At 68.4% G+C, this 23,182-nt stretch carries 27 protein-coding genes; 6 read left to right on the plus strand and 21 right to left on the minus strand.

Annotated elements, in window-relative coordinates; genetic code table 11:
- Positions 1-8 precede the first annotated feature (8 nt).
- Entirely contained in the window at positions 9-596 is a 588-nt protein-coding gene (locus J2Y54_RS10000; RefSeq protein ID WP_310039224.1) for a TlpA disulfide reductase family protein, read from the minus strand.
- A gap of 16 nt (positions 597-612) precedes the next feature.
- Between J2Y54_RS10000 and argH the strand changes: the two genes are divergently transcribed.
- The 5 genes from argH to J2Y54_RS10025 are packed head-to-tail and all read left to right on the plus strand — an operon-like array spanning position 613 to position 5,188.
- Positions 613-1,983 carry an argininosuccinate lyase gene (argH, locus tag J2Y54_RS10005; protein ID WP_310039227.1) on the plus strand — a complete coding sequence of 457 codons (1,371 nt, stop codon included), beginning with the start codon at positions 613-615 and terminating at the stop codon, positions 1,981-1,983.
- A gap of 2 nt (positions 1,984-1,985) precedes the next feature.
- Complete coding sequence (locus J2Y54_RS10010; RefSeq protein WP_066682582.1) at positions 1,986-2,219, plus strand: lipoprotein; 234 nt, start codon at positions 1,986-1,988, stop codon at positions 2,217-2,219.
- 10 nt (positions 2,220-2,229) lie between these two features.
- A complete protein-coding gene (gene lysA / locus J2Y54_RS10015) occupies positions 2,230-3,489 on the plus strand; it encodes a diaminopimelate decarboxylase (protein WP_310039230.1) in 1,260 nt (419 codons plus the stop codon).
- On the plus strand, positions 3,486-4,238 hold the full coding sequence (locus tag J2Y54_RS10020; protein WP_310039232.1) for an NAD(P)-dependent oxidoreductase: 753 nt from the start codon (positions 3,486-3,488) through the stop codon (positions 4,236-4,238). Before lysA ends, J2Y54_RS10020 begins: the two co-directional genes overlap by 4 nt.
- A complete protein-coding gene (locus tag J2Y54_RS10025; protein ID WP_310039234.1) occupies positions 4,238-5,188 on the plus strand; it encodes a CorA family divalent cation transporter in 951 nt (316 codons plus the stop codon). Before J2Y54_RS10020 ends, J2Y54_RS10025 begins: the two co-directional genes overlap by 1 nt.
- Here the strand turns inward: J2Y54_RS10025 and J2Y54_RS10030 are convergent.
- Positions 5,166-5,717 (minus strand): response regulator, encoded by a 552-nt coding sequence (locus J2Y54_RS10030; protein WP_310039237.1) that lies wholly within the window; start codon positions 5,715-5,717, stop codon positions 5,166-5,168. The two genes, J2Y54_RS10025 and J2Y54_RS10030, sit on opposite strands and share 23 nt — an antisense overlap.
- A 120-nt stretch (positions 5,718-5,837) precedes the next feature.
- Complete coding sequence (locus J2Y54_RS10035; protein ID WP_310039239.1) at positions 5,838-6,374, minus strand: NADPH-dependent FMN reductase; 537 nt, start codon at positions 6,372-6,374, stop codon at positions 5,838-5,840.
- Between the two features lie 70 nt (positions 6,375-6,444).
- Here J2Y54_RS10035 and J2Y54_RS10040 point away from each other — a divergent pair, with 70 nt between their 5' ends.
- Positions 6,445-7,515 carry a CaiB/BaiF CoA-transferase family protein gene (locus J2Y54_RS10040; RefSeq protein WP_310039241.1) on the plus strand — a complete coding sequence of 357 codons (1,071 nt, stop codon included), beginning with the start codon at positions 6,445-6,447 and terminating at the stop codon, positions 7,513-7,515.
- A gap of 21 nt (positions 7,516-7,536) precedes the next feature.
- Here the strand turns inward: J2Y54_RS10040 and J2Y54_RS10045 are convergent, their stop codons facing one another.
- The 18 genes from J2Y54_RS10045 to J2Y54_RS10130 form a co-directional block, all read right to left on the minus strand.
- Positions 7,537-7,935: a flagellar protein FliS gene (locus tag J2Y54_RS10045; protein ID WP_310039243.1), complete on the minus strand. Its 399-nt coding sequence runs from the start codon at positions 7,933-7,935 to the stop codon at positions 7,537-7,539.
- 4 nt (positions 7,936-7,939) lie between these two features.
- Positions 7,940-9,376 carry a flagellar filament capping protein FliD gene (fliD, locus tag J2Y54_RS10050; RefSeq protein WP_310039246.1) on the minus strand — a complete coding sequence of 479 codons (1,437 nt, stop codon included), beginning with the start codon at positions 9,374-9,376 and terminating at the stop codon, positions 7,940-7,942.
- 156 nt (positions 9,377-9,532) lie between these two features.
- Positions 9,533-10,663 (minus strand): flagellar type III secretion system protein FlhB, encoded by a 1,131-nt coding sequence (locus J2Y54_RS10055; protein ID WP_310039249.1) that lies wholly within the window; start codon positions 10,661-10,663, stop codon positions 9,533-9,535.
- Positions 10,663-11,445: a flagellar biosynthetic protein FliR gene (gene fliR / locus J2Y54_RS10060; RefSeq protein ID WP_310039252.1), complete on the minus strand. Its 783-nt coding sequence runs from the start codon at positions 11,443-11,445 to the stop codon at positions 10,663-10,665. The genes J2Y54_RS10055 and fliR overlap by 1 nt, the downstream gene beginning before the upstream one ends.
- Positions 11,446-11,667: 222 nt before the next feature.
- Positions 11,668-11,937 (minus strand): flagellar biosynthesis protein FliQ, encoded by a 270-nt coding sequence (gene fliQ / locus J2Y54_RS10065; RefSeq protein WP_066682622.1) that lies wholly within the window; start codon positions 11,935-11,937, stop codon positions 11,668-11,670.
- A gap of 7 nt (positions 11,938-11,944) precedes the next feature.
- Entirely contained in the window at positions 11,945-12,754 is an 810-nt protein-coding gene (gene fliP / locus J2Y54_RS10070) for a flagellar type III secretion system pore protein FliP (protein ID WP_310039254.1), read from the minus strand.
- Between the two features lie 5 nt (positions 12,755-12,759).
- Positions 12,760-13,011, minus strand: a complete 252-nt coding sequence (locus J2Y54_RS10075) for a flagellar biosynthetic protein FliO (RefSeq protein WP_310039256.1) — start codon at positions 13,009-13,011, stop codon at positions 12,760-12,762.
- A gap of 9 nt (positions 13,012-13,020) precedes the next feature.
- Entirely contained in the window at positions 13,021-13,311 is a 291-nt protein-coding gene (gene fliN, locus J2Y54_RS10080) for a flagellar motor switch protein FliN (RefSeq protein WP_310039258.1), read from the minus strand.
- The gene (locus J2Y54_RS10085) at positions 13,311-14,249 is read right to left on the minus strand and encodes a FliM/FliN family flagellar motor switch protein (RefSeq protein WP_310039261.1); all 939 of its coding nucleotides are present in this window, start codon (positions 14,247-14,249) and stop codon (positions 13,311-13,313) included. Before J2Y54_RS10085 ends, fliN begins: the two co-directional genes overlap by 1 nt.
- Before the next feature lie 27 nt (positions 14,250-14,276).
- On the minus strand, positions 14,277-14,888 hold the full coding sequence (gene fliL / locus J2Y54_RS10090; RefSeq protein ID WP_310039263.1) for a flagellar basal body-associated FliL family protein: 612 nt from the start codon (positions 14,886-14,888) through the stop codon (positions 14,277-14,279).
- A 22-nt stretch (positions 14,889-14,910) separates the two neighbouring features.
- Positions 14,911-16,092, minus strand: coding sequence for a flagellar hook-length control protein FliK (locus J2Y54_RS10095; protein ID WP_310039264.1), 1,182 nt, complete (start codon positions 16,090-16,092; stop codon positions 14,911-14,913).
- 27 nt (positions 16,093-16,119) lie between these two features.
- Entirely contained in the window at positions 16,120-16,548 is a 429-nt protein-coding gene (locus J2Y54_RS10100) for a hypothetical protein (protein ID WP_310039266.1), read from the minus strand.
- A gap of 139 nt (positions 16,549-16,687) precedes the next feature.
- Entirely contained in the window at positions 16,688-18,016 is a 1,329-nt protein-coding gene (locus J2Y54_RS10105; protein ID WP_310039268.1) for a FliI/YscN family ATPase, read from the minus strand.
- A gap of 6 nt (positions 18,017-18,022) precedes the next feature.
- A complete protein-coding gene (locus tag J2Y54_RS10110) occupies positions 18,023-18,736 on the minus strand; it encodes a FliH/SctL family protein (protein ID WP_310039272.1) in 714 nt (237 codons plus the stop codon).
- A complete protein-coding gene (gene fliG / locus J2Y54_RS10115; protein WP_310039274.1) occupies positions 18,720-19,730 on the minus strand; it encodes a flagellar motor switch protein FliG in 1,011 nt (336 codons plus the stop codon). Before fliG ends, J2Y54_RS10110 begins: the two co-directional genes overlap by 17 nt.
- A 1-nt stretch (position 19,731) precedes the next feature.
- Entirely contained in the window at positions 19,732-21,381 is a 1,650-nt protein-coding gene (fliF, locus tag J2Y54_RS10120; RefSeq protein WP_310039276.1) for a flagellar basal-body MS-ring/collar protein FliF, read from the minus strand.
- Between the two features lie 5 nt (positions 21,382-21,386).
- Positions 21,387-21,758: a flagellar hook-basal body complex protein FliE gene (gene fliE / locus J2Y54_RS10125; protein ID WP_310039278.1), complete on the minus strand. Its 372-nt coding sequence runs from the start codon at positions 21,756-21,758 to the stop codon at positions 21,387-21,389.
- On the minus strand, positions 21,755-23,008 hold the full coding sequence (locus J2Y54_RS10130) for a sigma 54-interacting transcriptional regulator (RefSeq protein WP_310039280.1): 1,254 nt from the start codon (positions 23,006-23,008) through the stop codon (positions 21,755-21,757). The genes fliE and J2Y54_RS10130 overlap by 4 nt, the downstream gene beginning before the upstream one ends.
- Positions 23,009-23,182 lie beyond the last annotated feature (174 nt).

Here is a 23,182-nt window from a genome sequence, read left to right on the forward strand (position 1 = left end):
GGCCCGGTTCAGCTCGCTTCGGCGATCCAGCTCCGCGCGGTTTCGCCGTCCCAGTCCATGTCGCCCGACACGCGCCACACTTCCTTGCCCTGCGCGTCGTACAGGATCGTCGTCGGCAGGTTGACGCCATAGCCCGTCGAGAACCGCAGATCGGGGTCGAGATAGGGCTGGAGCGCGGCGAACTTGCCCTTTTCGAAGAAGGGCGTGACCTTGGCCGCGCCGTCGAGATCCTGGCTGATCACCAGCACCTGCAGCTTGCCCGCTTCGCGGACCGCGAGTCGGTCGAGCGTCGGCATTTCGCGAACGCACGGCGCGCACCAGGTGGCCCACAGGTTGACCAGCAACGGCTTGCCGCGAAACGCCGCCAGCGTCACCGGCTTGCCGGCCGGATCGAGGAAGCCATAGTCGGGCGCCGCTTCGCCCTTCTTGCTGCGGTCGACCGTACCGACGCGTTCGGGCGCGTCGGACGTGTTGTCGCCCGGAGCCGGGCTATCGGCGGCGACAGTTGCGGTTGCTTGCGGCTCGGGTTGCTTGCCACTATCGCATCCGGCAATTCCAAGACCTGTTACGAGGAGAAGCGCGATCGTCGAGCGCAAGGGTAGCTCCAATTCCATGTGGGGCGGGCGCTTTTCCGAAGGCCCGTCGTCGGTGATGCGTGAGATTAACGCATCCATCCCGTTCGACAAGCGAATGTGGCGCCAGGATATCGCCGGGTCGAAGGCGCATGTCGCGATGCTGGGGCAGCAAGGCATCGTGTCGGCAGAGGACGCCGCGACGATCTCGGCCGGGCTGGATGCGGTTGCCGCCGATTACGAACGCGACGGGGTGCCGGAGGATCTGGCGCTCGAAGACATTCATATGCTCACCGAATCGCGGCTGGCCGAGAAGATCGGGCCGGTTGCCGGGCGCTTGCACACCGCGCGCAGCCGCAACGATCAGGTCGCGACCGATTTCCGCCTGTGGGTGCGCGACGCGACCGATCAGGTGCTCGCTGCGCTCGACGCGTTACAGGGCGCGCTGCTGACGCGGGCGCAGGAGCATGCCGCCAGCGTGATGCCGGGCTTCACGCACCTTCAGAGTGCGCAGCCGGTGACGCTGGGGCATCATCTGATGGCCTATTTCGAGATGATCGCGCGCGACATCAGCCGCTTCAGCGACAATCGCGCGCGCGGCAATCTGTGCCCGCTCGGATCGGCGGCGCTGGCGGGCACTGGGTTTCCGCTGGACCGCGAGATGACTGCGGCGGCGCTGGGCTTTGACGGGCCGACGCGCAATTCGCTCGATGCTGTCAGCGATCGCGACTTCGCGCTCGATTATCTGATGGCGGCGGCGCAATGCTCGCTGCACCTCAGCCGCCTTGCCGAAGAGTTCGTGATCTGGGCAAGCCAGCCGTTCGGCTTCGTCAAGCTGTCCGACCAATGGTCGACCGGCAGCTCGATCATGCCGCAGAAGCGCAATCCCGATGCCGCCGAGCTGGTGCGCGGGCATAGCGGGCGGATCGTCGGGTGCCTGACCGCGCTGATGATCACGATGAAGGGCCTGCCGCTCGCCTATTCCAAGGACATGCAGGACGACAAGCCGCCGGTGTTTGAGGCACACGACCTGCTCGCGCTGTCGATCGCGGCGATGACCGGGATGGTCGAGAGCGCGGCATTCCGCACCGACCGGATGCGCGGCCTCGCCGAAAGCGGCTTTGCCACCGCGACCGACCTGGCCGACTGGCTGGTGCGTGAGGGCGGCATTCCGTTCCGTGAGGCGCACCACATCACCGGCCGCGCGGTCGCGGCGGCGGAGGCCAAGGGCGTGCGGCTCGACCAGCTGGCGTTGGCGGAACTGCAGGCGATCGACGAGCGTATCGATGCGCGCGTGTTTGACGTATTGACGGTCGATGCTTCGGTCGCGAGCCGGATGAGTTTTGGCGGCACGGCCCCGGCGCGGGTACGTGCGGCGATTGCGGCGGCGCGCGCCGCACGAGGAGAGTGAATATGCGAACCCTGGTGGTCTTCACGGCGCTTCTGCTGGCCGCATGCGGCAATCGGGGCGACCTGAAACCGGCCGCCGGGGAGACGCTGCCCCCCAAACCCTATGGGGCGGTGGCCACGCCGGCACCGGCAGACCTGACGAAGGCGCCGCCCCAGACGCGACCGACGCGCAGCGACGAAGTGCTGCGCAGCTCAGAGGAACGGCGCAGCGACGAGTTCGACCTGCCGCCGCAGTAAGAAGATCATCATGGACCATTTCACTCGCAAGAACGGCGTGCTGCACGCCGAGGACGTCGCCATTCCCGCCATCGCGGCGCAGGTGGGCACGCCCTTTTACGTCTATTCGACCGCGACGCTGGAGCGGCATGCACAGGTGCTGAAGGCGGCGCTCGCCGATCTCCCGCGCGTGCACATCGCGTTCGCGATCAAGGCCAATCCGAACCTTGCTGTGCTCGGCGTACTCGCCAGGCAGGGCTATGGCGCGGACGTGGTGTCCGGCGGGGAGCTGAAGCGCGCGCTGGCGGCCGGGATGAAGCCCGAGGACATCGTGTTTTCGGGCGTCGGCAAGACCCGCGCCGAGCTGCAGCTGGGGCTGGACGAAGGGATCGGCCAGTTCAACCTGGAGCTGGAAGAAGAGGGCGAAGTGCTCGCCGACCTGGCGCACGCACAGGGCAAGACCGCGCCGGCGGTGCTGCGCGTCAATCCCGATGTCGATGCGGGCACGCATGCCAAGATTTCGACCGGCAAGGCGGAGAACAAGTTCGGCGTCGCGATCGACCGCGCGCCGGCGATCTTCGACCGGCTGGCCAAGCGTCCGGGCATGAACCTGCGCGGCGTGGCAATTCATATCGGCAGCCAGCTCAAGACGCTCGCCCCGCTGGAGGCCGCGTACAAGCGCGTCGGTGAACTGGTCGCGCAGTTACGCGCTGCCGGGCACACCATCACCCATGTCGATCTCGGCGGCGGACTCGGCGTCCCCTATGAGCCCGATGACAAGGTCTCCTCGGCCGAGGAATTCGGCGCGATGGTCAAGCGCGTCACCGCCGATTGGGACGTGACGCTGATGTTCGAGCCCGGCCGCTTCATCTGCGGCAATGCGGGCGTGCTGGTCACCGAAGTCATCTGGGTCAAGCCGGCGAGCATCAACCCCTATGTCATCGTCGATGCGGCGATGAACGACCTCGCCCGCCCTGCCCTCTATGACGCCTATCACGCGTTCGAGGCGGTCGAGCCCAATGGCGAGAAGTTCGTCGCGAACATCGCGGGGCCCGTGTGCGAGACCGGCGATACCTTCGCGATGGGGCGTGAGATCGATCTGGTGAAGTCGGGCGACCTGGGCGTGTTCCGCACTGCCGGTGCCTATGGTGCGACGATGGCGTCGACCTATAACAGCCGCGCGCTGGTGCCCGAGGTGCTGGTGTCGGGCGACAAGTTCGCCGTGGTCGCCGATCGCATCCAGCCCGAAACGATCATGGGGGCCGAACGCGTCCCCGAGTGGGTGCGGTGAAACGGTCCGGCCTGCCCGTCTTCGTGCGGCTGGACGGGCGGCCGGCGATTCTGGTGGGCGACGGCGCAATGGCAGAGGCCAAGCGCCGCTTGCTCGAACGCGCAGGGGCAGTGATCGTCGGCGAGGATGCGCCCGCGCACATCGCGCTGGTCGCATGCGCGGATCCCGAGCCGGTGGTGGCGCGGCTCAAGGCGCGCGGGCTGCTGGTCAATGTCGCCGACCGACCCGATCTGTGTGACTTCACCCTGCCCGCGATCGTGGAGCGCGATCCGGTGACGATTGCGATCGGGACCGGCGGGGCGTCGGCGGGACTTGCGGCAGCGCTGCGCCAGCGGATCGAGCCGCTGGTCCCGGCAAGCCTTGGCGCACTGGCCGATGCGCTGGCGGCGGCGCGCGGGGCGATGCGCGCACGCTGGCCCGATGGCGGCGAGCGGCGGCGCGCGCTCGGCGCTGGATTGAGCGGGCCGCTCGATCCGTTGCAGGCGCAGGATGGCGAGGCGGTCGCGCGCTGGATCGCCGGGTCGGAGGTGCCCGGCGACCGGATCGAGCGAATCATACTGACCTCTTCCGACCCCGACGATCTCACGCTGCGGCAGGCGCGCTGGCTGGCGCAGGCCGATCGCGTGACGCATCGCGCCGACGTGCCGGCGGCAATCCTCGACCGCGCGCGTGCGGATGCCGACCGGATCGCGTGCGACGCCCCGCCACCGGGCTTGCCGGGCCTGACCGTCGATGTATCGACCGCATGATGAACGGGTTCGCCTACCGGGTCACGGCGCAGGCCGTGGAGGAGATTGCGCCGCGTGATGCGCTGGGGGCTACTGCGGAGTTTGTGTGGATTCATCTCAGCTCGCGCGATGCGGAGGTGCAGGCGTGGTTGCGCGATCACGCAGCGCTCGACCATTTCACCATCGATGCGCTGACCGCGCTGGAGACGCGCCCGCGCTGTGAGCAGGTCGATGGCGCGGCGCTGCTCAACCTGCGCGGTATGACGCAGGCGCAGATGGGCAGCAGCGATCCGCTCGCCTCGATCCGCCTACGCGCAGATGGACGGCGGGTGATCTCGGTCACGCGTCTGCCACTCGACGCGCTCGATGCGGCGCGGGCGGCGATGGCTACGGGTGCGATTCGCGATGCGGGCGATCTGATCGCCACGCTGGCGACTGCGATTACCGAACAGCTCGACCCGCATGTCGCGCAACTTGGCGATTCGCTTGACGATTGCGAGGAGCGGCTCGAACCGCGCGCGGCGTTCGACCTGCGCCGCAATGTGAGCCGCGTGCGGCGCGAAGCGATCGGCTATCGCCGGTTTCTCTATCCCCAGCGCGCAGCTCTGGAGAAGCTTGCGGGGCTGCCGGTAAGCTGGCTGAGCGATGATGACCGGCTGCATATCAGCGCGGCAGCCGACCGTGCCGCGCGGATGGCGGAGGAGCTGGAAAGTATTCGCGAACGGTCGGCGCTGATTCACGAAGCGCTGACTGATCTGCGCGCCGAGGTGATTGACCAGCGTTCGCTGCTGATCGCGGTGGTGGCGATGATCTTCCTGCCACTCACCTTCATTACCGGGCTGTTCGGGATGAATGTCGATGGCATTCCCTATGCCCATCATCCAGGTTCATTCTGGGCGATCACCGGTTTCAGCCTGACGGTTGCGGCCGGGGTCGCCCTCTACTTCGTCAGAAGACGCTGGTTCCAGTGAGCGGGACCGCAGATGGTCTAAAACCGCTTGGCGTCACCTGCATCCGGGCCTGATCGGCATGCGCCAGCGCCAGCTCGCTCCGCAGTTCGCCCAGTTCGATGGCGCGGGCCGCGACGCGCGCATCGAGCGCGGCGACGGTGCGCTTGAGTTCGCGTAGCCGTCCGGACCGTTCCAGCGTCCGTTCGATCCGCGCGTGGAGCTCGTCGAGGTCATAGGGTTTCGACACATGATCGTCGGCGCCGGCATTGAGCGATTCGACTGCGCCACGGCGGTCGGCGCGCGCGGTGACCATGATCACCGGCAGGTCGGCCGTATCGGGCGCGGCGCGCAACGCCGCAAGGACGTCCAGCCCGCTCAGCCCCGGCATCACCATGTCGAGCAGCACAAGGTCGAAGCCGCGTCCGGCAATCAGGTCCAGCGCCTCGCGGCCGCTCTCCGCCAGCACCACCATGTAGCCCATCGGTCCCAGCCGCGCGCCGAGCACATGCAGATTGGTCCGGCTGTCATCGACAATCAGGATCGTGCGCATGCCGCGCCGCGGCGATTCGTGCGGACAAGGGGACGACGGGCTGGCCATGCGCTCAAGCTAGAACGGCTGCGTCACGATCCCGTTAACAACGATCCGCCCGGCCGCACCGTGGCGTGGGAGTCAGCGCTTGAGGAACCAGATCAGCTGGTCGACCATCAACTGTAGCTGGGCGTCCGCTTCAGCCAGCGGATCGCCGCCGCCACCCATGTTGATCGCGACCCCGAGCGGCGTCGGCCAGCCGCGCAGCGCATGCACCACGGTGCGCAATGCCCCCAGCGTCGAGACGGCCGCCTGCGCGCCACCGGCCGTCGCGACCAGGCCGACCGGCATCCGGTCGAAATAGACCCGGTCGTCGCGGCGCAGCAGCTCGACATGGTCGAGCGCGTTCTTGACCATCCCCGACAGCGAACCGTGATAGCCGGGCGATCCGACGATCAGCCCGTCGGCATCGCGCAGCGTTGCGACGAATGTGGCAATTGCGCCCTGCGGCTCCGGGTCGCACAGCTCATAAGGCGGAAAATTGATCGCATCGCCGGTCAGCAACGTGGTGCGCGCGCCCGCGGCTTCGGCCAAAGCGAGGCAGCGCGCAAGGGCGCGGCCCGTGGCCGATTCCGGACGCGATGTCCCGCCAAGGGCGACGATGTGCGGCTTGCTCATGGCGCCGAGCTAGCCGAAACTGGACCAATGGGCCACCCCATCGCGCGCGATGGGCAACGGGAGGGACGGGGTGCAGGAAGCAGGACCGCTGGCGGGCGTGCGAATCGTCGAGATCGATGCGATCGGGCCGGTGCCATTCGCCGCGATGCTGCTTGCCGACCTTGGGGCCGATGTGGTCCGCGTCGTCCAGCCCGGCACCAGCGCCAGCGCGATCGTGCCGGCGCTCTATCGGGGGCGGCGCGAGCTTGTGCTCGATTTCCGGCACCCGGCCTCGCTCACCGATCTGCGCACGCTGATCGACCGTGCCGACGGGGTGATCGACGGCATGCCAACGCCCTCCAGCACGGCGCTGGGCCTTGGCCCGGATGCGTGCCGCGCGCGCAATCCGCGCCTCGTCTATGGCCGCGCAAGCATGTGGGGTCAGACCGGGCCGTTGGCCGAGCGTCCCGGCAGCGATATCAACGTTCTGGCACTGACCGGCGCGTTGCATGCGATCGGCACCGACGATCAGCCGGCGGTGCCGCTGACGCTGCTGGGGGACCATGCCGGGTGCGGACTGTTCCTCGCGTTCGGCATGGTCAGCGCGATCCTCGGCGCTCAGGCGACCGGTGCCGGACGCGTGGTCGATGCCGCGGCGATGGATGGGGTCGGGACCCTGATGGCGCTGACGCAGAGCCTGTTCGCATCCGGCCGCTGGCTCGACCGCCGCGAAGCCAATCTGGTCGACGGGGGCGCGCCTTTCTACCGCTGTTATCGGTGCGCGGACGACCGGCATGTCGCGGTGGGCGCGATCGATCCTTCGGCCTTTGCCGAGTTGTGCGCGGTGCTCGGCCTCGAAGCATCGCGGATTCCCCAGTTCGACCGGGCGACCTGGCCGCAGATGGGGCGCGAATTCTCGCGCCGCTTCGCCAGCCGCACGCGGGACGAATGGGTCGCCCGCTTTCCTGACGGTGCAGCCTGCGTCACCCCGGTGCTGAGCCTTGCCGAAGCAGGCCGCCATCCGCATGCGCTCGCGCGCCGTCCCCTCGCCGCCGGACCGAATGCCGGACCGGTTGCGCCGCAATTTTCGCCGCGCGCACCTTCGGTCGGTCCTGCCCAGGCGACCGATATTACCGAAATGCTGGGACGCTGGTTCGACTAGGCGCGACCCGGCGCGCTTCGCTCATGCCGCCCGCGCGGCGCTCCATGCCCCGGCAATGTCGGCCAGATCATCGGCGACCGCGCGGAATGGCGCGGGGTCGCTACCGATGCTGGCGTGGACGATCTGGTTGCGCAACCCGTGATAGAGCGTCGCGAGCGTCCGCGATACCTCGCCGCCGCGTTCGAAATCCAGGCCCCCTTCGAGCGCGAACAGAATCGCGGTGGCGCGGGCGATGCGCTCGCTCTTGACCGCGAACTGGCCCTTTTCCGTCGCGAAGGCGGCGGAACGGAGCGCGGCGATGCACTCCTTGTACATCAGCTCCACCAGCTGGTGCGGATCGGCAGCGGCGGTGCGCCCGACCGCATCGATCGTGCGATAGGTGGCGGCGGCGTCGGTGGTGAGGCGGATCGGGCGGGTCATCGCATCAATTCTGCTTGTTCCAGGCTTCGACCTGCGATTCGAGGAAGCTCATCGTCGATTTGTAGACCGCAACCTTGGCGTCCATGCTGGCGAACTGGCGGGTCATGCGGGTGCGGGTGTCCTCGACCTTGGCGAGCACATCGGCCTTGTCCTCGTCGAGATCGGCCTTGGCGCGGGTGTAGCTCGCCTCGCTCGCGCCGAGGCCGCGCGTGGTGCTGGACGCGGTCGCGGCGATGGCGTTGAGCGCGCCGGCGACGCCATTGCCGGTGGCGTTGGTCCCGACCGGTTCGGCGAACAGCCGCTCGACCGCTTGCGGATAGTCGACCAAAGCGCGGCTGAGCGCGGCGGTGTCGACGCTGAGCGTGCCGTCGCGTTCGGTGCGGATGCCGATCTGTGCCAGCGTGGTCGGCTCGCCCGCCGCGCCGATCGCGACCTGCGCCACGGTGATCTGCTGGAGCTGGCGCTTCACCGCCTTGGCCGCCGCATCGCCGCGCAGTGCGCCGTCGAGCGGGTCGAGATCCTTGTTCAGCGCCGAGAAGACCTCGTTATAGGTCGCGACGAAATCCTGTGCGGCCTGGAGCAGTGCGCTGGTAGGCGTCGTCTTGCCGATCGTCACGATCGTGCCGGGCTGGGCCGAGGACAGGTCGAGGCGGACTCCGGGGACAAGGTCGGAGATGCTGTTGCCGTCGCGGCGCAACGCGATGCCGTCGATCGCGACGATCGCGTCGGCGGCGGCGCTGCCGATCGTCGTGCCGGTCGCGCCGATGCCGACATTGAGCGCGGCGAGGCCGCTATGGTCCGGGGTCTCGGTCGCGGTGAGCGTAAAGGCGCGCGCCTCCCCGCTCGCGCCCTTGACCACCAGCCGCGCGCCGCCGCTGTCGGTGACGACCGATGCGGTGATCCCGGCCTTGGCCGCGTTGATCGCGGTGGCGATGCCGTCGAGGCTGCTATTGTTGGGGCCGATGGTGATGGCGACGGGGGCTGCGCTACCGGGCGTAAACCCGGTCATCGCGCCATCGACGACCGTGGCGGTGCCGAAGGTCAGCGTCAGCGTGCCCTGACCGATCGCGGCGGTGCGGTCGGTCAGGGCGGCGCTGGCGGCGCTTTGCGGTGCGGCGAGCTGGCGCACCTCGACCTTGGCGTTGAGCGTGGCGAGGTTCGCACCCGACAGGCGGGTAACGCCAAGGATGCTGGAATGCGAGGTCGTCGGCTGGGTCGCGAGCGTGCCGCCGCGCGTCAGATTCGCCAGCGCGGTGGCAAAGCCGGTGATGTTGCTCTTGTGCGTCGCCGCCGCCGTGATCTGCGCGGTCAGCGTCTCTTCGCGCTTGGTGAGCGCGGCGTTCTTCAGCTCGAACTGCGCATCGACCAGGCTCTGGACGAGCGCGGTCGTGTCGATGCCCGACCCGGTGCCGATCGTTTTCGCAATCGATTCAATGGCCATGGCCGCATTCCCCCATGCCTTGAAGAACGGCCATCACGGCGCCTTCTTTAGTGTTTGCGGCGCCGGCCCGCTCCCCCACCCGGCCACCCATAAAATACTGTCGTTGGGTGGCCGGGTGGGGGAGCGGGCCGGTGCTGTGCCCAGCGAAGCTGGGCCTCATCGAGACACCTGCACGCCATTTTCGTCGAACAGCGCGGTTTCGGGCACCTTCACGGCGGGCATCGCCGCCCCGGCACGCTTGTCGAGGCCGAACACGAACGCCAGCACGGTCGCGACCGCGAGATAGAGGTCGTCGCGAATCTCCTGATTCTCGCGGCTGGTGAAGTAGAGCGCGCGGGCGAGCGGCGGCAGTTCGATCCGCGGCACCGCGAATTCGTCGGCCAGCTCGCGGATTGCGAGCGCGATGTCGCCGCGCCCCTTGGCGACCACCACCGGTACCTGATCCTTGCCCTGATCATAGCGCAGCGCGACCGAGAAGTGGGTCGGGTTGGTGAGCACGACATGCGCGGTCGCGACGCTCTTGCGCAGGCCGCCCTTGGCAATCTCGCGCTGGCGCTGGCGGCGATGGCCCTTGGCCTCGGGCGATCCCTCGGTTTCCTTATATTCGTCCTTCACTTCCTGCAGGCTCATCTTGAGCCGCTGCATGTGGCGGAAGATCTGGATCGGCAGGTCGACGCCCGCGATCAGCAGCAGCCCGCCCGCCATGACGAGGACCAGCGTCGCGAAGGTATCGCCGAGCGATTTCACCGCCGTGCCGAGGTCGGACGAGACCAGGCCCATCGTCATCGGGGCCGACCCCCAGAGCAGCCACGCGCCCATGCCGCCGAGCAGCACCACCTTGAGCAGCGACTTGCCGAGCTCGATCCAGCCGGTCGGGCCGAAGATGCGCTTGAGGCCGGAGCCGGGATTGATGCGATTGCCCTTGGGCGCCAGCAGCTTGCCGTTGAAGCGTAGCGAGCCGAGCGCCGCCTGGCTCAGCACCGCGCCGCCCAGCGCGATGGCGAGCAGCGCGCCCATCGACGGGGCGAGCTTCCATCCGGCGATGGCGAGCGGCTTCCACGGCTGAAAACTTTCGATATCGGCGCGGCCGAAGCTGAAGCTCGCCGCCATCACCTCGCGGATGGCCGACAGCAATTGCGGCCCCATCAGGATCATCCAGCCACAGCCGAGCAGCATGATCAGCGCCGCGCCGAACTCGCGCGATTTGAGCAGGTCGCCATCGTCGCGCGCCTTTTGTTTGCGCTTGGGTGTTGGTGCTTGTGTCTTTTCGCCCGCCGTCTCCGCCATCAGCCGAGCCCTCCCAGAACCAAAGCCTGCGCGGCGTCGAGCGCTTCGCGCACGATGACGAGCATGTAGTCGCCCATTGCGGGCATGCCGGCGAGCAATGCGAGGACGCCCATGGCGAGGCTGGCGGGAATGCCGATCGCGAACAGGTTGAGCGCCGGGGCCGAGCGCGAAAGCATGCCGACCACGATGTTGAGGCAGAGCAGCAGGAAGCCCACCGGAAGCGCGAGCAGCAGCCCGGCGAGGAAGGCGTAGCCGCCGAACAGCACGATGTTCATGAGCTTGCCCGGCGTCAGCCACGCGCCGCCGGGCGGAAGCAGCTCGTAGGAGCGCACGATCAGCTCGACCAGCACGAGATGCCCGTCGACCGCGAGGAACAACAGGGTGAGCAGTACGGTCAGGAACTGGCCGAGCGCGGGGGTCGACTGGCCGGTCTGCGGGTTGATGGCGGTGGCGAAGCTGAGGCCCATCGACACGCCGATCACCTCGCTCGCGACCAATGGCGCGGCAAAGGCGATCTGGAGGATGAAGCCGAGTGCGAGACCGACCAGCGCCTCTGCCGCGACGGCAAGGATCGTGGTCAGCACGAACACTTCGCCGGGCACCGCGACCGGCGCAGCCTGCATCGACAGGATCGAAACCGCGGCGGTCAGCAGGATGCGGACGTTGAGCGGCACCGCGACCGCGCCGAACACCGGTGCGGCGAGAAACGCCGCGCCGACACGCACCATCGTGAACAGCAGCGCCCACAGCTGCGGCTCGATCGCGAGGCCGAAGCCGAGCATGTCAGTGGAGCGACCCGGCTTTGGGCTTATGAGTCGTCACCCCCGGGAAAGCGGGGGATGGGCAGGTCTGCCATGCGCCCCGCGCATGGCTAAGATTGCCAGGGGCAATCTTACCTGCCCATCTCCCGGATTGCCCACCCGCACACCGCCAAAGCGTGCGGCTGGTGTCGGAGATGGGCCCCCGCTTTCGCGGGGGTGACGGAAGGAAGAGCGGCGTCGGAATCACTTCACGAGATCCGGAATGCGTTCGAAGATCGTCGTGGTGAAATCGCCGAGCAGCGTCATGATCATGCCCCCGAAGATCACCAGGCTGACCCCGACGATCGCGAGCTTGGGCACGAAGGTCAGTGTCTGCTCCTGGATCGACGTCGCCGCCTGAATCATGCCGAGGATCAGGCCCGACAACAGCGCCGGGATCAGGATCGGAGCCGAAGCGAGCGCGAGGATCCACATCGCTTCGCGCGCCACGGAGAGGAAATAGTCTGCATCCATGGTCCGGCTACCCACTGAAGCTTGAGGCGAGGCTGCCCATCGTCAGCGCCCAGCCATCGACCAGCACGAACAGCAGCAGCTTGAACGGCATCGAGATGATCGTCGGCGACATCATCATCATGCCAAGGCTCATCAGCACGGTGGCGACGATCAGGTCGATGACGATGAAGGGCAGGAAGATCAGGAAGCCGATCTGGAACGCGGTCTTGAGCTCACTGGTGACGAAGGCGGGGAGCAGGATCGAGAAGGGCGTGTCCTGCGGGTTGGCAATCGGACCGGTCTTGGCGATGCCGGCGAACATCGTGATGTCCTTCACCCGCGTCTGCTTGAGCATAAAGGCATGGAGCGGCTTGCCGGCTTCCTCGATCATCTGCGTCGCGCCGATGCGCCCTTCGGCATAGGGCTGGATCGCGGTGCGGTTCATCTGTTCGATCGTCGGGGCCATGATGAAGAAGGACAGGAACAGCGACAGGCCGACCAGCACCTGATTGGGCGGGGTCTGTTGCAGCCCGAGTGCCTGGCGCAGAATCGCCAGCACGATGATGATCCGGGTAAAGCTGGTCATCATCAGCAGGATGCCCGGCAGCACCGTGAGCAGGCCCATGATGATGAGCACTTGCAGCGACAGGCTGAGCGGCGCGTCGCCACCGCCCAGATCGCCCAGCGCCCGGTCGATCGCGTCGCCCGCTCCGGGCGTCGGCGCTGCAGCCGGTGCGGTGACCGGCGCAGCGGCGGCCGCGTCCTGCGCGAACGCCGGAGCGACCGCGAACAGCGCCAGCGCCAGCGCGCCGAGCAGGAGCATGAGGTGGCGCAGCATCGGGCTCATCCGTCGATCCGGTCGATCAGGGTCACGCCATTGCGGCTCACCGAAACCAGCAGGCGCTTGCCCTCCACCTCCAGCACCGCGATGCGCGTGCCGGTCGAGACCATCATCGTCTCCTTGACCTTGAGCAGCCGGTCGCCCTGATTGCCGGGCAGCCGCGCCTCAAGCTTGCGCCAGAGATAGAGGCAGCCGATCAGCAGGCCGCAGACCAGCGGCAGCAGCACGACCAGCTTGAGGATGTAGGACCACATCATGGTCGATCAGCTCCGCTTCTCGGGTGCGACCAGTTCGGTCATGCGCACGCCGAATTTCTCGCCCACCGTGACCACTTCGCCCCGGCCGATCAGCGTGCCGTTGACGAACACGTCGAGCAGTTCGTCGGCCTCGCGGTCGAGCTCGATCACGCTGGTTTCGGCGAGCGCGAGCAGTTCGCGCAGCGTCAGCGTAGTCGATCCGATCTCGACGGTCAGCTTGACCCCGACATCCTGAAGCAGATGGAAATTGGCGGCGGCCGCGGTCTCGGCGGCGAAGCTGCCGGTCATGTCGTTCATCATGCGTCCTCGAGCTCAGGGGTGTCGAAACGGGTCAGGCGGATGGCGGCGCGGCCATTGGCGGTGCCGACGGTGCCGCATCCGATGCGGCGCGGGCCGACCATCACCGGCACATCGGGGCCGAAGCTGATCGGGATCACGTCGCCGGGCTTGAGCGCCATCAGCATCGCAGCGGGCACCACCGGCTCGGCCAGCACCGAACGCACCGGCAGCCGCACGCCGAGTGCGGCGCGGGTCAGCGCATTGCGCCAGTGCGGCTCGACCTCGGGCTCGCCACCGATCACCTTGGCGGTGAGCGCGGGGCTCCACGGTTTGAGCGCGCTGACGGGGTAGAGAATGTCGATCCAGTGCGGCTTGGCCCCGCCCTGCGCGATGCCGATGCGGGTAACGACCATCGCGTCGCCGCCATCGATCTCCGGCGCGACCGACAGCGGCGTCGGCGCGGGGGCAAAGCTGAAGTCGATCTCGGCGAGCAGTTCCCAGGCCGGGCGCAGCTGCGCCGCGATGCTGTCCGCCAGCCGGTGCAGCAGCGTCTCGGCCGATCCGGTAAAGTCGCTCGGCATCGGGTGCGGCGCCTCGCCATCGCCGCCGAAGAAGCGGTCGAGCATCTCGTAGCTGAGCTTGCCGTCGATCAGGATGAAGGCGCGGCCACGCCCCGGTGTCATCGCCAGCGGCAGCCACGCAGTCAGCCCGGCGGACCGTTCCGCGCGGTAATCGGCGTGGCGCTGGACCACCAGCGGTTCGGCCCAGACGCGCAGCCCTTCGCCGAGCAGCGGCTCGAACACCGGCTTCAATGACTTGGCGAGGCGGGCGGTGAGGTGCTGCACGCCGTGCAGGTCGCCGAACGGATTGAGGTTGGCCGCTCCCAAAGCGGGCGCGTGTTCGGCGCCAGCGCGCGAACGCTCGCGCCGATCCGACGCGTTCCCCTGAAGGGGCATCTCTGAAGGGCCGTTAACCATGCCCGTTCACTGAACGATGAAATTGGTAAAATAGACGTTAGCAATCCCGCCAAATCCCTCTTTTTCCTTGAGGACGCCGTTGATTGCGGCGGCGAGGCGCTTTTGCAGGCGGGTCTTGCCGTCGGCGGTGAAGACATCGTCTTCATTGGTCTCGCCCAAGGCGAGCAGGATCGCCGAGCGCACCGCGAGTTCGTGCGTTTTCAGATTCTCGATGACGCGATTGTCATAGGGGGTCGAGATCGCGACCCCGACCTGCACGAAATGGACGCTTTCGCGCAGGTTGGAGGTGAACTCCTTCTCCATCTGATAATAGGTCGAGGCATATTTGTCGCCGCCCTCGCCCTTCGGCGTCGGCTTGCCCTTGCTCTCGCCGCCCTCTTCGCCATCCTTGCCGGCGGAGGCGCGGACCTCCTCGCTCTTGGGGACGAGGCGCGGGGTGTCGGCATCGGCGCTCTCGCCCTGCGCGGCGCCACCGCCGAGCAGGCCGGAATTGGCGGCGTAGAGGCCACCACCCACACCGCCACCGATCAGCACGACCAGGCCGGTGCCGATCATCAGCCATTTCATCATCCCGCCCTTCTTCTTCGCGGGCGCGGCGCTGGTTTCGGTGTCACTCATCGGATTTCCCCCTCAGGATGGTTCAGGCAACCCGCGCATCGGACGCGGTGCCGGTGTCCGCGCGCGCCGATGCCGGGCGGGCGGATGTGGATTGCTGGGCATGCTGTTGCGGCTGGCCGCGCGCGTCGCTGCCGCCGCTGTCGACGCTCGACTGGCCCAGCTTCAGGCCGCGCGCTTCGGCGAGTTCGGCAAGGCGCGGTGCGGCGTCGGCGAGCAGCTGGCGGGTCGCCGGATTCTCGGCGGTGAAATGCACCTGGATACGGTCGCCATCGCGGCGGATCGAGACGTCCACGGTGCCGAGATGTTCGGGCGCGACGCGGATGCGCGTGTCCGCCGCCTCGACGCCCTCACGCAGCGCGGCGATCCGTTCGATCATCTTGCCGGCCCAATCGTCGCGGCTGAGGTCGAGCGGCGCCTGATCGGCCGGTGCGGTGGCCTGCACGGTGGTGCGCTGCAGCTCGACCGTGCGCAGCAGCTGGATCTCGGGGCTGGCCGGGTCGGCGGGCGTGGCGGTGTCGCGCGGCTCGACCATTGGCGTGGCGCGCGCGGCGGCAAAGACCTGTGCTGCGGGCACGGCTTGCATGACCGGCGGCGGCACCGGCGCGGGACGGATCGCAATCTCGGGTGCCGCAGCGGCGGCGCGGTCGACCCGCACCTCCGCCGCGGCGACCCCGCCCCCGACGCCCGGCTCGGCCTGGGCCGGAACCGGATCGCGCCAGGTGCGAAGCGGGGTGGGAACCATGGTCGTGGGCGTGGTCGCGGTCGGGGTCGCCGGTGCCAGCGATGGCGCCGGAGCATCGCCCTCGACCGACGCGACAGTGGGTGCGGTGGCGTCAGCCAGCTCGACCGGCAGCGGCGCAGCATCGACCGGATCGGCAATCGGGCCGTTGATATGCGCGCTGGGCGCGCCGACTGCGACGCGTGCAGGCAGCGGGGTGTCGAGCGGGGCCAGCATCAGCCCTTCGGGCATCCACGCCAGCAGCGCGTCGTCCTCATCCGCCGGATCGGCATCGCCATTGCCGGGGACCGGCAAATCCTTGCCGGTGCAGGCAACCGGTTTGCCGGTCATCGGCGCGATGCCGGGCATGACGCAGTCGAGCGCGAGCTTGAGATCAAAGCCTGCGGCGACAGCCGCGGGCGTGGCGCGCTGGGCAAAAGCCGGCGGGGACAGCGTCAGGGCGGTCGAGGCGAGCAGGTCGGTCACGTCGGGCGAAACTCCTTCGCCCGGTGATCAGCAAGGATCGTGCCGTTTTCTCGGAATTGCCGGCATATCCTCCAGCGCGCGCAGTGCGCGGCGCGCGGCATTGGCCTGCGCACGTTCGATCAGCTTCTCGATCGCACTCTGGTCGCGTTTGGCGTCCTGCGTCGCGGAGCGGGCGTGGTCCAGCCCGCGCTGGGCATCGGCAACGCGGCGTTCGGCGGCGAAGGCGGACTGGTGCAGCCGCTCGCGGTAATGGGCGGCGGCAATCAGGCTGGTGGCGCTGCCCGGAAGCGGCGCGGGCGCCGGTGCGACGCCTTGGGCCAGCGATTCGATTCGGGCGCGCAACGCCTGTTCGGCGGCGACCTTCTCGCGCGCGGCGACCTCGCTCGCGCGCACCATGTCGAACTGAAGCGTACGGACGCGGTGCAGGCGGCTTAGCTTCCTGGCGTGCTTGTCCAATCAATCCTCCCCGGAACGGGGAGGTGGCAGCGCGCAGCGCTGACGGAGGGAGCCCGAGGCATCGGACTCCCTTGCCTCGGGCCCCCTCCACCAGCCTTCGGCTGGTCCCCCTCCCCGTTCCGGGGAGGATTTTATCAGGTCACGCATCCCCGAACACGCCGACCAGTTCGGTCACCGCTTCGTCGAGGCTGACCGTCGCGTCATAGGGCTGGCGGATATAGTCGAGCACGGTGTCGTGACACGCGATCGCCGCGTCGATCTGCGCATCGGCGCCCGCGCGATAGGCGCCCATCAGCACAAGATCGCGATTCTCTTCATAGGTGGCGAGGTGGCGGCGCAGCACGCGCGCAGCGGCGATGTGCTTCTTGTCGGCGATGTCGGTCATCACGCGGCTGACCGATGGGCCGAGGTCGATCGCGGGATAGACGCCGCGTTCGGCGAGCGTACGGCTCAGCACGATATGACCGTCGAGAATCGATCGGGCGCTGTCGACCACCGGGTCGTTGCCGTCATCGCCATCGGCAAGCACGGTGTAGATCGCGGTGATCGACCCGCCGGTGTGGACATCGGTCCCGGCGCGTTCGATCAGGCTGGGCAGCATCGCAATTGCCGAGGGCGGATAACCGCGCGCGCTGGCGGGTTCGCCGAGCGCCAGCCCGATCTCGCGCCCGGCATGCGCGACGCGGGTGAGCGAATCCATGATGAGGAGGACCTTCTTGCCCTCGTCACGAAAGGCTTCGGCGATGGCGGTGGCGCGCAGGGCGCCGCGGATGCGCAGGACCGGCGAGTGATTGGCCGGGACCGCGACGACGACCGATCGTGCCCGCGCCTCCCCGGCGACCTTGGTCTCGAGAAAGTCTGACACCTCGCGCGAGCGCTCGCCGATCAGGCCGATGACAATGACATCGGCCTTGGCCGCGCGGACCATCATGCCGAGCAGCACCGACTTGCCGACGCCCGATCCGGCCATGATGCCGACGCGCTGGCCCTGGCCGATGGTGAGCAGGCCGTTGATTGCGCGCACCCCGACATCAAGTGGCTGAAGCACGCGCCCGCGATCGAGCGGCGACTGGATCTTACCGGCGAGCGGCCATTTGCCTGCGCCGCGTATCGGGCCGAGCCCGTCGATGGGCTTGCCCGCGCCATCGACCACGCGGCCAAGCATGGCCGCGCCGACCTCGGCCTCTCCCGGCGGGCCGACCGGGCGGACGGGCGCGTTGGGGAGCAGGGCGGCCGGGCCACCCAGGTTCATCAGCAACGTTCTGCCACCGCGAAAGCCGATCACTTCGGCCTCGACGCGATGATCGCCGGTGCCGATCGCGCAGACCGTGCCGACCGGGAGCGAGAGGCCGACCGCCTCCATCAGCAGTCCGTCATAGGAAGACAGGCGCCCGGACACTTTGGGCTGCGGCCGAAAGCCGCCACGCGCGAGACCGTCGAGATAATCTGCGGTGAAATCGTTGAACATGTGTCCTCAGGTCGCGGGAGGAAGCGGCACGCGGTCGATCGCCTGTGCGAGCTGTTCGAGCCACAGGTCCGGCCCGTCCTCGACGAGGGTCGATGCGCTTTCGATGACGAACGCGCCACGCTTGAGCTGGGCGTCGCCTACCGGGAAGACGGTCTTGGGCAGATGATCCTGCACCAGCGCGACGTCGTCGGGATGCAGCCGCAGCATCGCCGATTCGGCGCTGTCGGCGAGCAGGTCGGTTGCCGCCTCGATCCGCGCAGCGAGGATGTCGGGCGCAACCCCCGCCTCGCCGATCATGCGCGTGACGAGATGCAGCACGGTGTGGCGCAAATGGCCGGCCATCCGCGCGCGATCGACATGCGCCCCCCGCGCGAGCGCGTCGCTCACCCGGGTCAGTAACGCGGTCTGTGCCGCCGCCGCCGCATCCGCCTCGGCGCGCCCGGCAGCGAGGCCCTCGGCATAGCCAGCCGCGCGCGCAGCAGCGACCGGGTCGACGAACGGCGCTGGCTCGGCGGCCTTGTCGGCCTCGAACAGGTCCCAGCCCTCGGTCGGCTTATGCCCCGGCGCCTCGGGCGCGAAGTGACGCGGCGTGGCAGGCGGCCGCGGCGCGATGGCGCGCGCGGCAAAGGCATCGGGCGGGGCAAAGGCGCGCTTGAGCGCGTCGGCGATCCCGTCGCTGCGCGCGGCCAGGCCGGGCACGAAATCAGACATAGTCGTCATCTCCGCCGCCGCCCGGCATGGTGATGGTGCCGTCCTTCACCAGCTGGCGCGCGGTCGCGATCATCGCCTTTTGCGCATCGAGCACTTCGGCCATCTTCATCGGGCCGCGCGCTTCCATCTCGTCGCGGATCGTGTCGGCCGCGCGGCTCGACATGCATGACAGGAAACGGCTCCGCGCTGCCTCGTCCACGCCCTTGAGGCTGCGGACCAGTATGTCGCTGTCGATGTTGCGCAGCAGCGTGCCCATATTCTTGTCGTCGAGCTCGAGCAGATTGTCGAACACGAACATCGCCTCCTCGATCGCGCGCGCGATTTCGCGGTCGATCTTGGCGAGCTTGGGCATCACCTTCTGTTCGGTGATCTTGCGTGCCGAGGACATGATCTTTGCCGCCTCGCGCGCGCCGCCCATCTGAACGCCGGCGACGCGCTTGGGCTGGCCGGCATGGCGTTCGAGCAGCTGGGTCAGTGTCGCGATCGCGTCCGGCGTGACCGGGCCCAGGCGTGCGACGCGGCGCAGCACCTGAGGCTGGATCGCTTCGGGCAGCATTTCGAGTACCTGCGCCGCGACCGCGGGGTCGAGATGGGCGAGCAGCACTGCGGCGATCTGCGGATGCTCGTCCTCCAGCATTCCGGCAATCTCGGTCGCGTCCATCCACGCCAGCGCGCTGATCGATTCGGCCGGTTCGGCCGGCAGGATGCTGGCGAGCACAGTGCCCGCGCGCTCTGGCCCCAATGCTTTGGTCACCACCGTTTCCAGCTTGGGGCGCGGATCGAACTGGATCGCGCTGCGCTCCTGCGCGCGGCCGGTGAAATCGTCCAGGACCTGCGCCATTTCCCATTCGCTGACGTCGGCCACGGCCATCATCGCGCTACCCAGCTGACGCACCTCGTCGGGATCGAGCTTCTGCAGGATCGCGGCGGCTTCCTCGTCGCCGACGACCATCATCAGCACGGCGGCGCGTTCGACTCCGGTGAAGCGGCGGGGCGCGTTCATCTCACTGCTCCCCGGTGCGGATCATGTCGCGCACGGCCAGAGCCGCACGCGCCGGATTTTCGCGTGTGAAATCGCGCACCAGCCCAACCCGGTCGCCGAGCGACAGGCCCGATCCGGCGAGCATCTGCGGGCTGACCGGCGTCGGCAGCTGCACGCCATCGGCGGCACCCATCGGCGCGCCGGGTGCACGCGCATCCTCGCGGCGGCGCACCAGCGCGCGGGCGAGCGGGCGCACGCCGAGCAGCAGCACGAGCAAGGCGATGACCAGTGCCGTGACGTTGCGCGCGACCATCGCGAACCACGGGGTTTCGTAGAAGGGGATGCCGTCGGCCTCGGCAGCGGCGTTGGTGCTGAACTTGCGGCTCACCACCGTCACTTGGTCCTGCCGATCGGCCTTGTAGCCCACAGCGGCCTTTACCAGCTCGTCGATCTGGCGGATCTCGACCTGCCCGCGCGGCTTGCCCGGTTCTTCGCGCAGCAGCACCGCGACCGAAAGCCGCTTGATGCTGCCCGGCATGTTGCGGGTCACCGAAACCTCGCGCCCGTTGCTGTAGCTGCGGGTAAAGCTGTCGCTCTGCTTCATGCCCGGCGCGGCAGCTGGGGTCGCCGGCTGGCCCGCCTCGGTCGGAGCGCCAGGGGTCGGCGACGCGACCGTGCTGGGCGGCGGCGGCACGTTGGACAGCGCGCCGGGGATGCCGCCGGGGGCCGCTGCACCGTCACGCGGCGCGCCGGTCCAGTTGCCCTGTTCGGCGCGGACCACGGTGCCGTCCTTGTCATAGCTTTCGCGGGTGGCCTGGCTCTCGTCCAGATCGACCTCGGCCTGCACCTCGGCGCTGAAATTGCCCGCGCCCAGCAACGGGGTGAGCAGCGTTACCAGCTGTTGCCGCACCTTGGCCTCGACCCGGTTCTGGAAATCGATCCGCGCGTCGCCGGCGCTCGCTTCCTGTCCCGATTTGCTGAGCAATGCGCCCAGCTGATCGACGATGGTCACGGCATCGGGTTTCATCCCCGGTACCGACGAGGCGACGAGGTTGACGATCGAGCGCACCTGCGCGTCGCTGAGCGTGCGACCCGGCTGCAGCGTCACGATCACCGAAGCGCTCGGCTCGGCCTTGTCGCGCACGAACACGCTGGCTTCGGGGGTGGCAAGGTGCACGCGCGCCTCGGCCACCGTGTCGATTGCGCCGATCGAGCGGGCGAGTTCGGTCTCGCGCGCCTGGCGCAGCCGCTCGCCCTCGACCGCGCGGCTCGCGCCCATCGGCATCGTGTCGAGCAAAGCGTAGCCGCCCGGCGCCGCCTTGGGCAGATCCTGTCCGGCGAGCAGCATCCGCGCCTTGTGATAATCATCCTCGGCAACGGTGATCGATCCCGATCCGTCGATGCCATTGGCGATGCTGGCGGCGTCGAGCGCCTGCGCCACTGCCGCCTTGTCGCTTTCGGGGAGATTGGCGAACAGCACGCGCTGCGGCGGGGTCGACAGCATCATCCAGGCAAGTGCGGCAGCGCCGATCAGGCCGAGCATGAAGATCAGCGGCAGGCTGCGCCTGACCGCGGGCTGGGCGAAGATGTCGCCGATCTGCTTCAGCGGGTTGGCCGTGCCGCCGCTGGTGGCGGGGACAGGGGCGTCGGTGGTGGCGATGGCGTTGCTCATGGCGATCAGACCGGCATGCTCATGATGTCACGATAGGCGGTCAGCAGCTTGTTCCTGACCTGAAGCGTCGCTTCGAACCCGACCGACGCTTCCTGGCGGGCGAGCATTACCTTGGCGATGTCGACCGTTTCGCCGCGCTCATAGGCGGCGGACAGTTCGCTCGCGCGGGTCTGCGCGCCGTTCACCTTGCCGACCGCCTGCTCCATCGTGTCGATGAAGCTCGACGGGCCGGCTGGCTGGCTGATCGGCGCCCCGACCGGGGCCCCAGCACCGCTGGTCGCGCGTTGCAGCGCTTCGTTGCGTTCGAGGATCTGGGCGCGCAGCTGCATCACCCGGTCGACGCCACCCGCGCCGCCCACTCCGCCGATCCCGCTCATGCGCTAATCCTCCGGACAAGGTCCTCGCCCTGCTCGCGCGCCTTGGCGAGGCGGTAGCGCAGCGTGCGTTCGGAAATGCCGAGCCGCTTCGCGGTCTCGGTCCGGCTGCCGCCACATGCCGCCAGCGTCTCGCGGATCGCCGCGAATTCGCTGAGCTGGACGATGTTGCTGAGCTGGCCGGGTTCGGCCTGCACCGGCGTCGCCATAGTCGGCGCGCGGTCGAAAATCAGGTGATCCGGCGTGATCGCATCGCCCATGCACAGCAGCAATGCGCGCTGGATCACATTCTCGAGCTCGCGGACATTGCCCGGCCAGCCATGCCCCTGCAGCACCGCCAGCGCTTCCCGCGTGACCCATGGCAGGCGCCCGCGGCCGGCACTGTGACGCAGGACCATCGCGGCGGCGAGTGCGGCGACATCGCCTGGGCGGGCAGCGAGCTGCTTGGTCGAAAGCGGAAAGACCGACAGGCGGTAGTAAAGGTCGGCGCGGAAACGGCCTTCCATCACCTCGGCCTGAAGGTCGCGGTTGGCACAGGCGATGACGCGCACGTCGATCTTTTCGGCGGCAGTGGCACCGATCGGCACCACTTCGCGCTCCTGCAGCGCGCGGAGCAACTTGGCCTGGAGCGCGAGCGGCATTTCGGCGACTTCGTCGAGCAGCAACGTGCCGCCATTGGCAGCGCGGAAAAAGCCCTCGCCCGAAGCATTGGCGCCGGTGAACGCGCCCTTCTGATGGCCGAACAGCAGGGCTTCGAGCATGGTTTCGGGCAAAGCCGCGCAATTGACCGCGATGAACGGGCCGTCGCGGCGGGTCGACCCGTTATGGATCGCCTTGGCCAATACTTCCTTGCCGGTGCCGGTCGGTCCGTTGATCAGGACGGTGATGTCGGCGGCGGCGACCCGCTCGGCCAGCGCGTAGAGCGCGAGGCTTTCGGGATCGGCGGCGACCGGGGCGTGCGCGCCACGCAGCATCGCGCTGGCAAAGCCGGTGGCGACGGCGGTATCGTCCGCGCCATAGGACAGGCGCGCAGGGTTGCCGTCATGGAACGGGATCGCCGCGACCGGACCTTCGGCCAGTACCAGCGTGCGTGCCGACACCGGGGGCGCTTCGCCCTCGACAATCATGAACAGGTCACCCGGCATCGGCTTCACCTTGTCGGCGGCGCCGATCGTGAATCCCTGCGAGCGCAGCGCCGAAACCAGTGCGTAATTCTGACGAAGGACTGCTGCCGACGGAAAGATGGTCTGCATTCGAGAACCCCCTGTTATTCGGGGGAATGCGGGATTGGTGGTAAACGACCAGTAAACCAATTCAAAAAAACAGCCTTTTTCGGCTCCAGTTGGCCGCGCGTGCCTCTACGCGCGCGCGAGGGCCGCGAAAAACCGCCCAGAAAACTGCTTAATCCGCTGCCCACCCTGCCGTTC

The organism is Sphingomonas sp. BE123 (assembly GCF_031456015.1).
Classification (GTDB): domain Bacteria; phylum Pseudomonadota; class Alphaproteobacteria; order Sphingomonadales; family Sphingomonadaceae; genus Sphingomonas.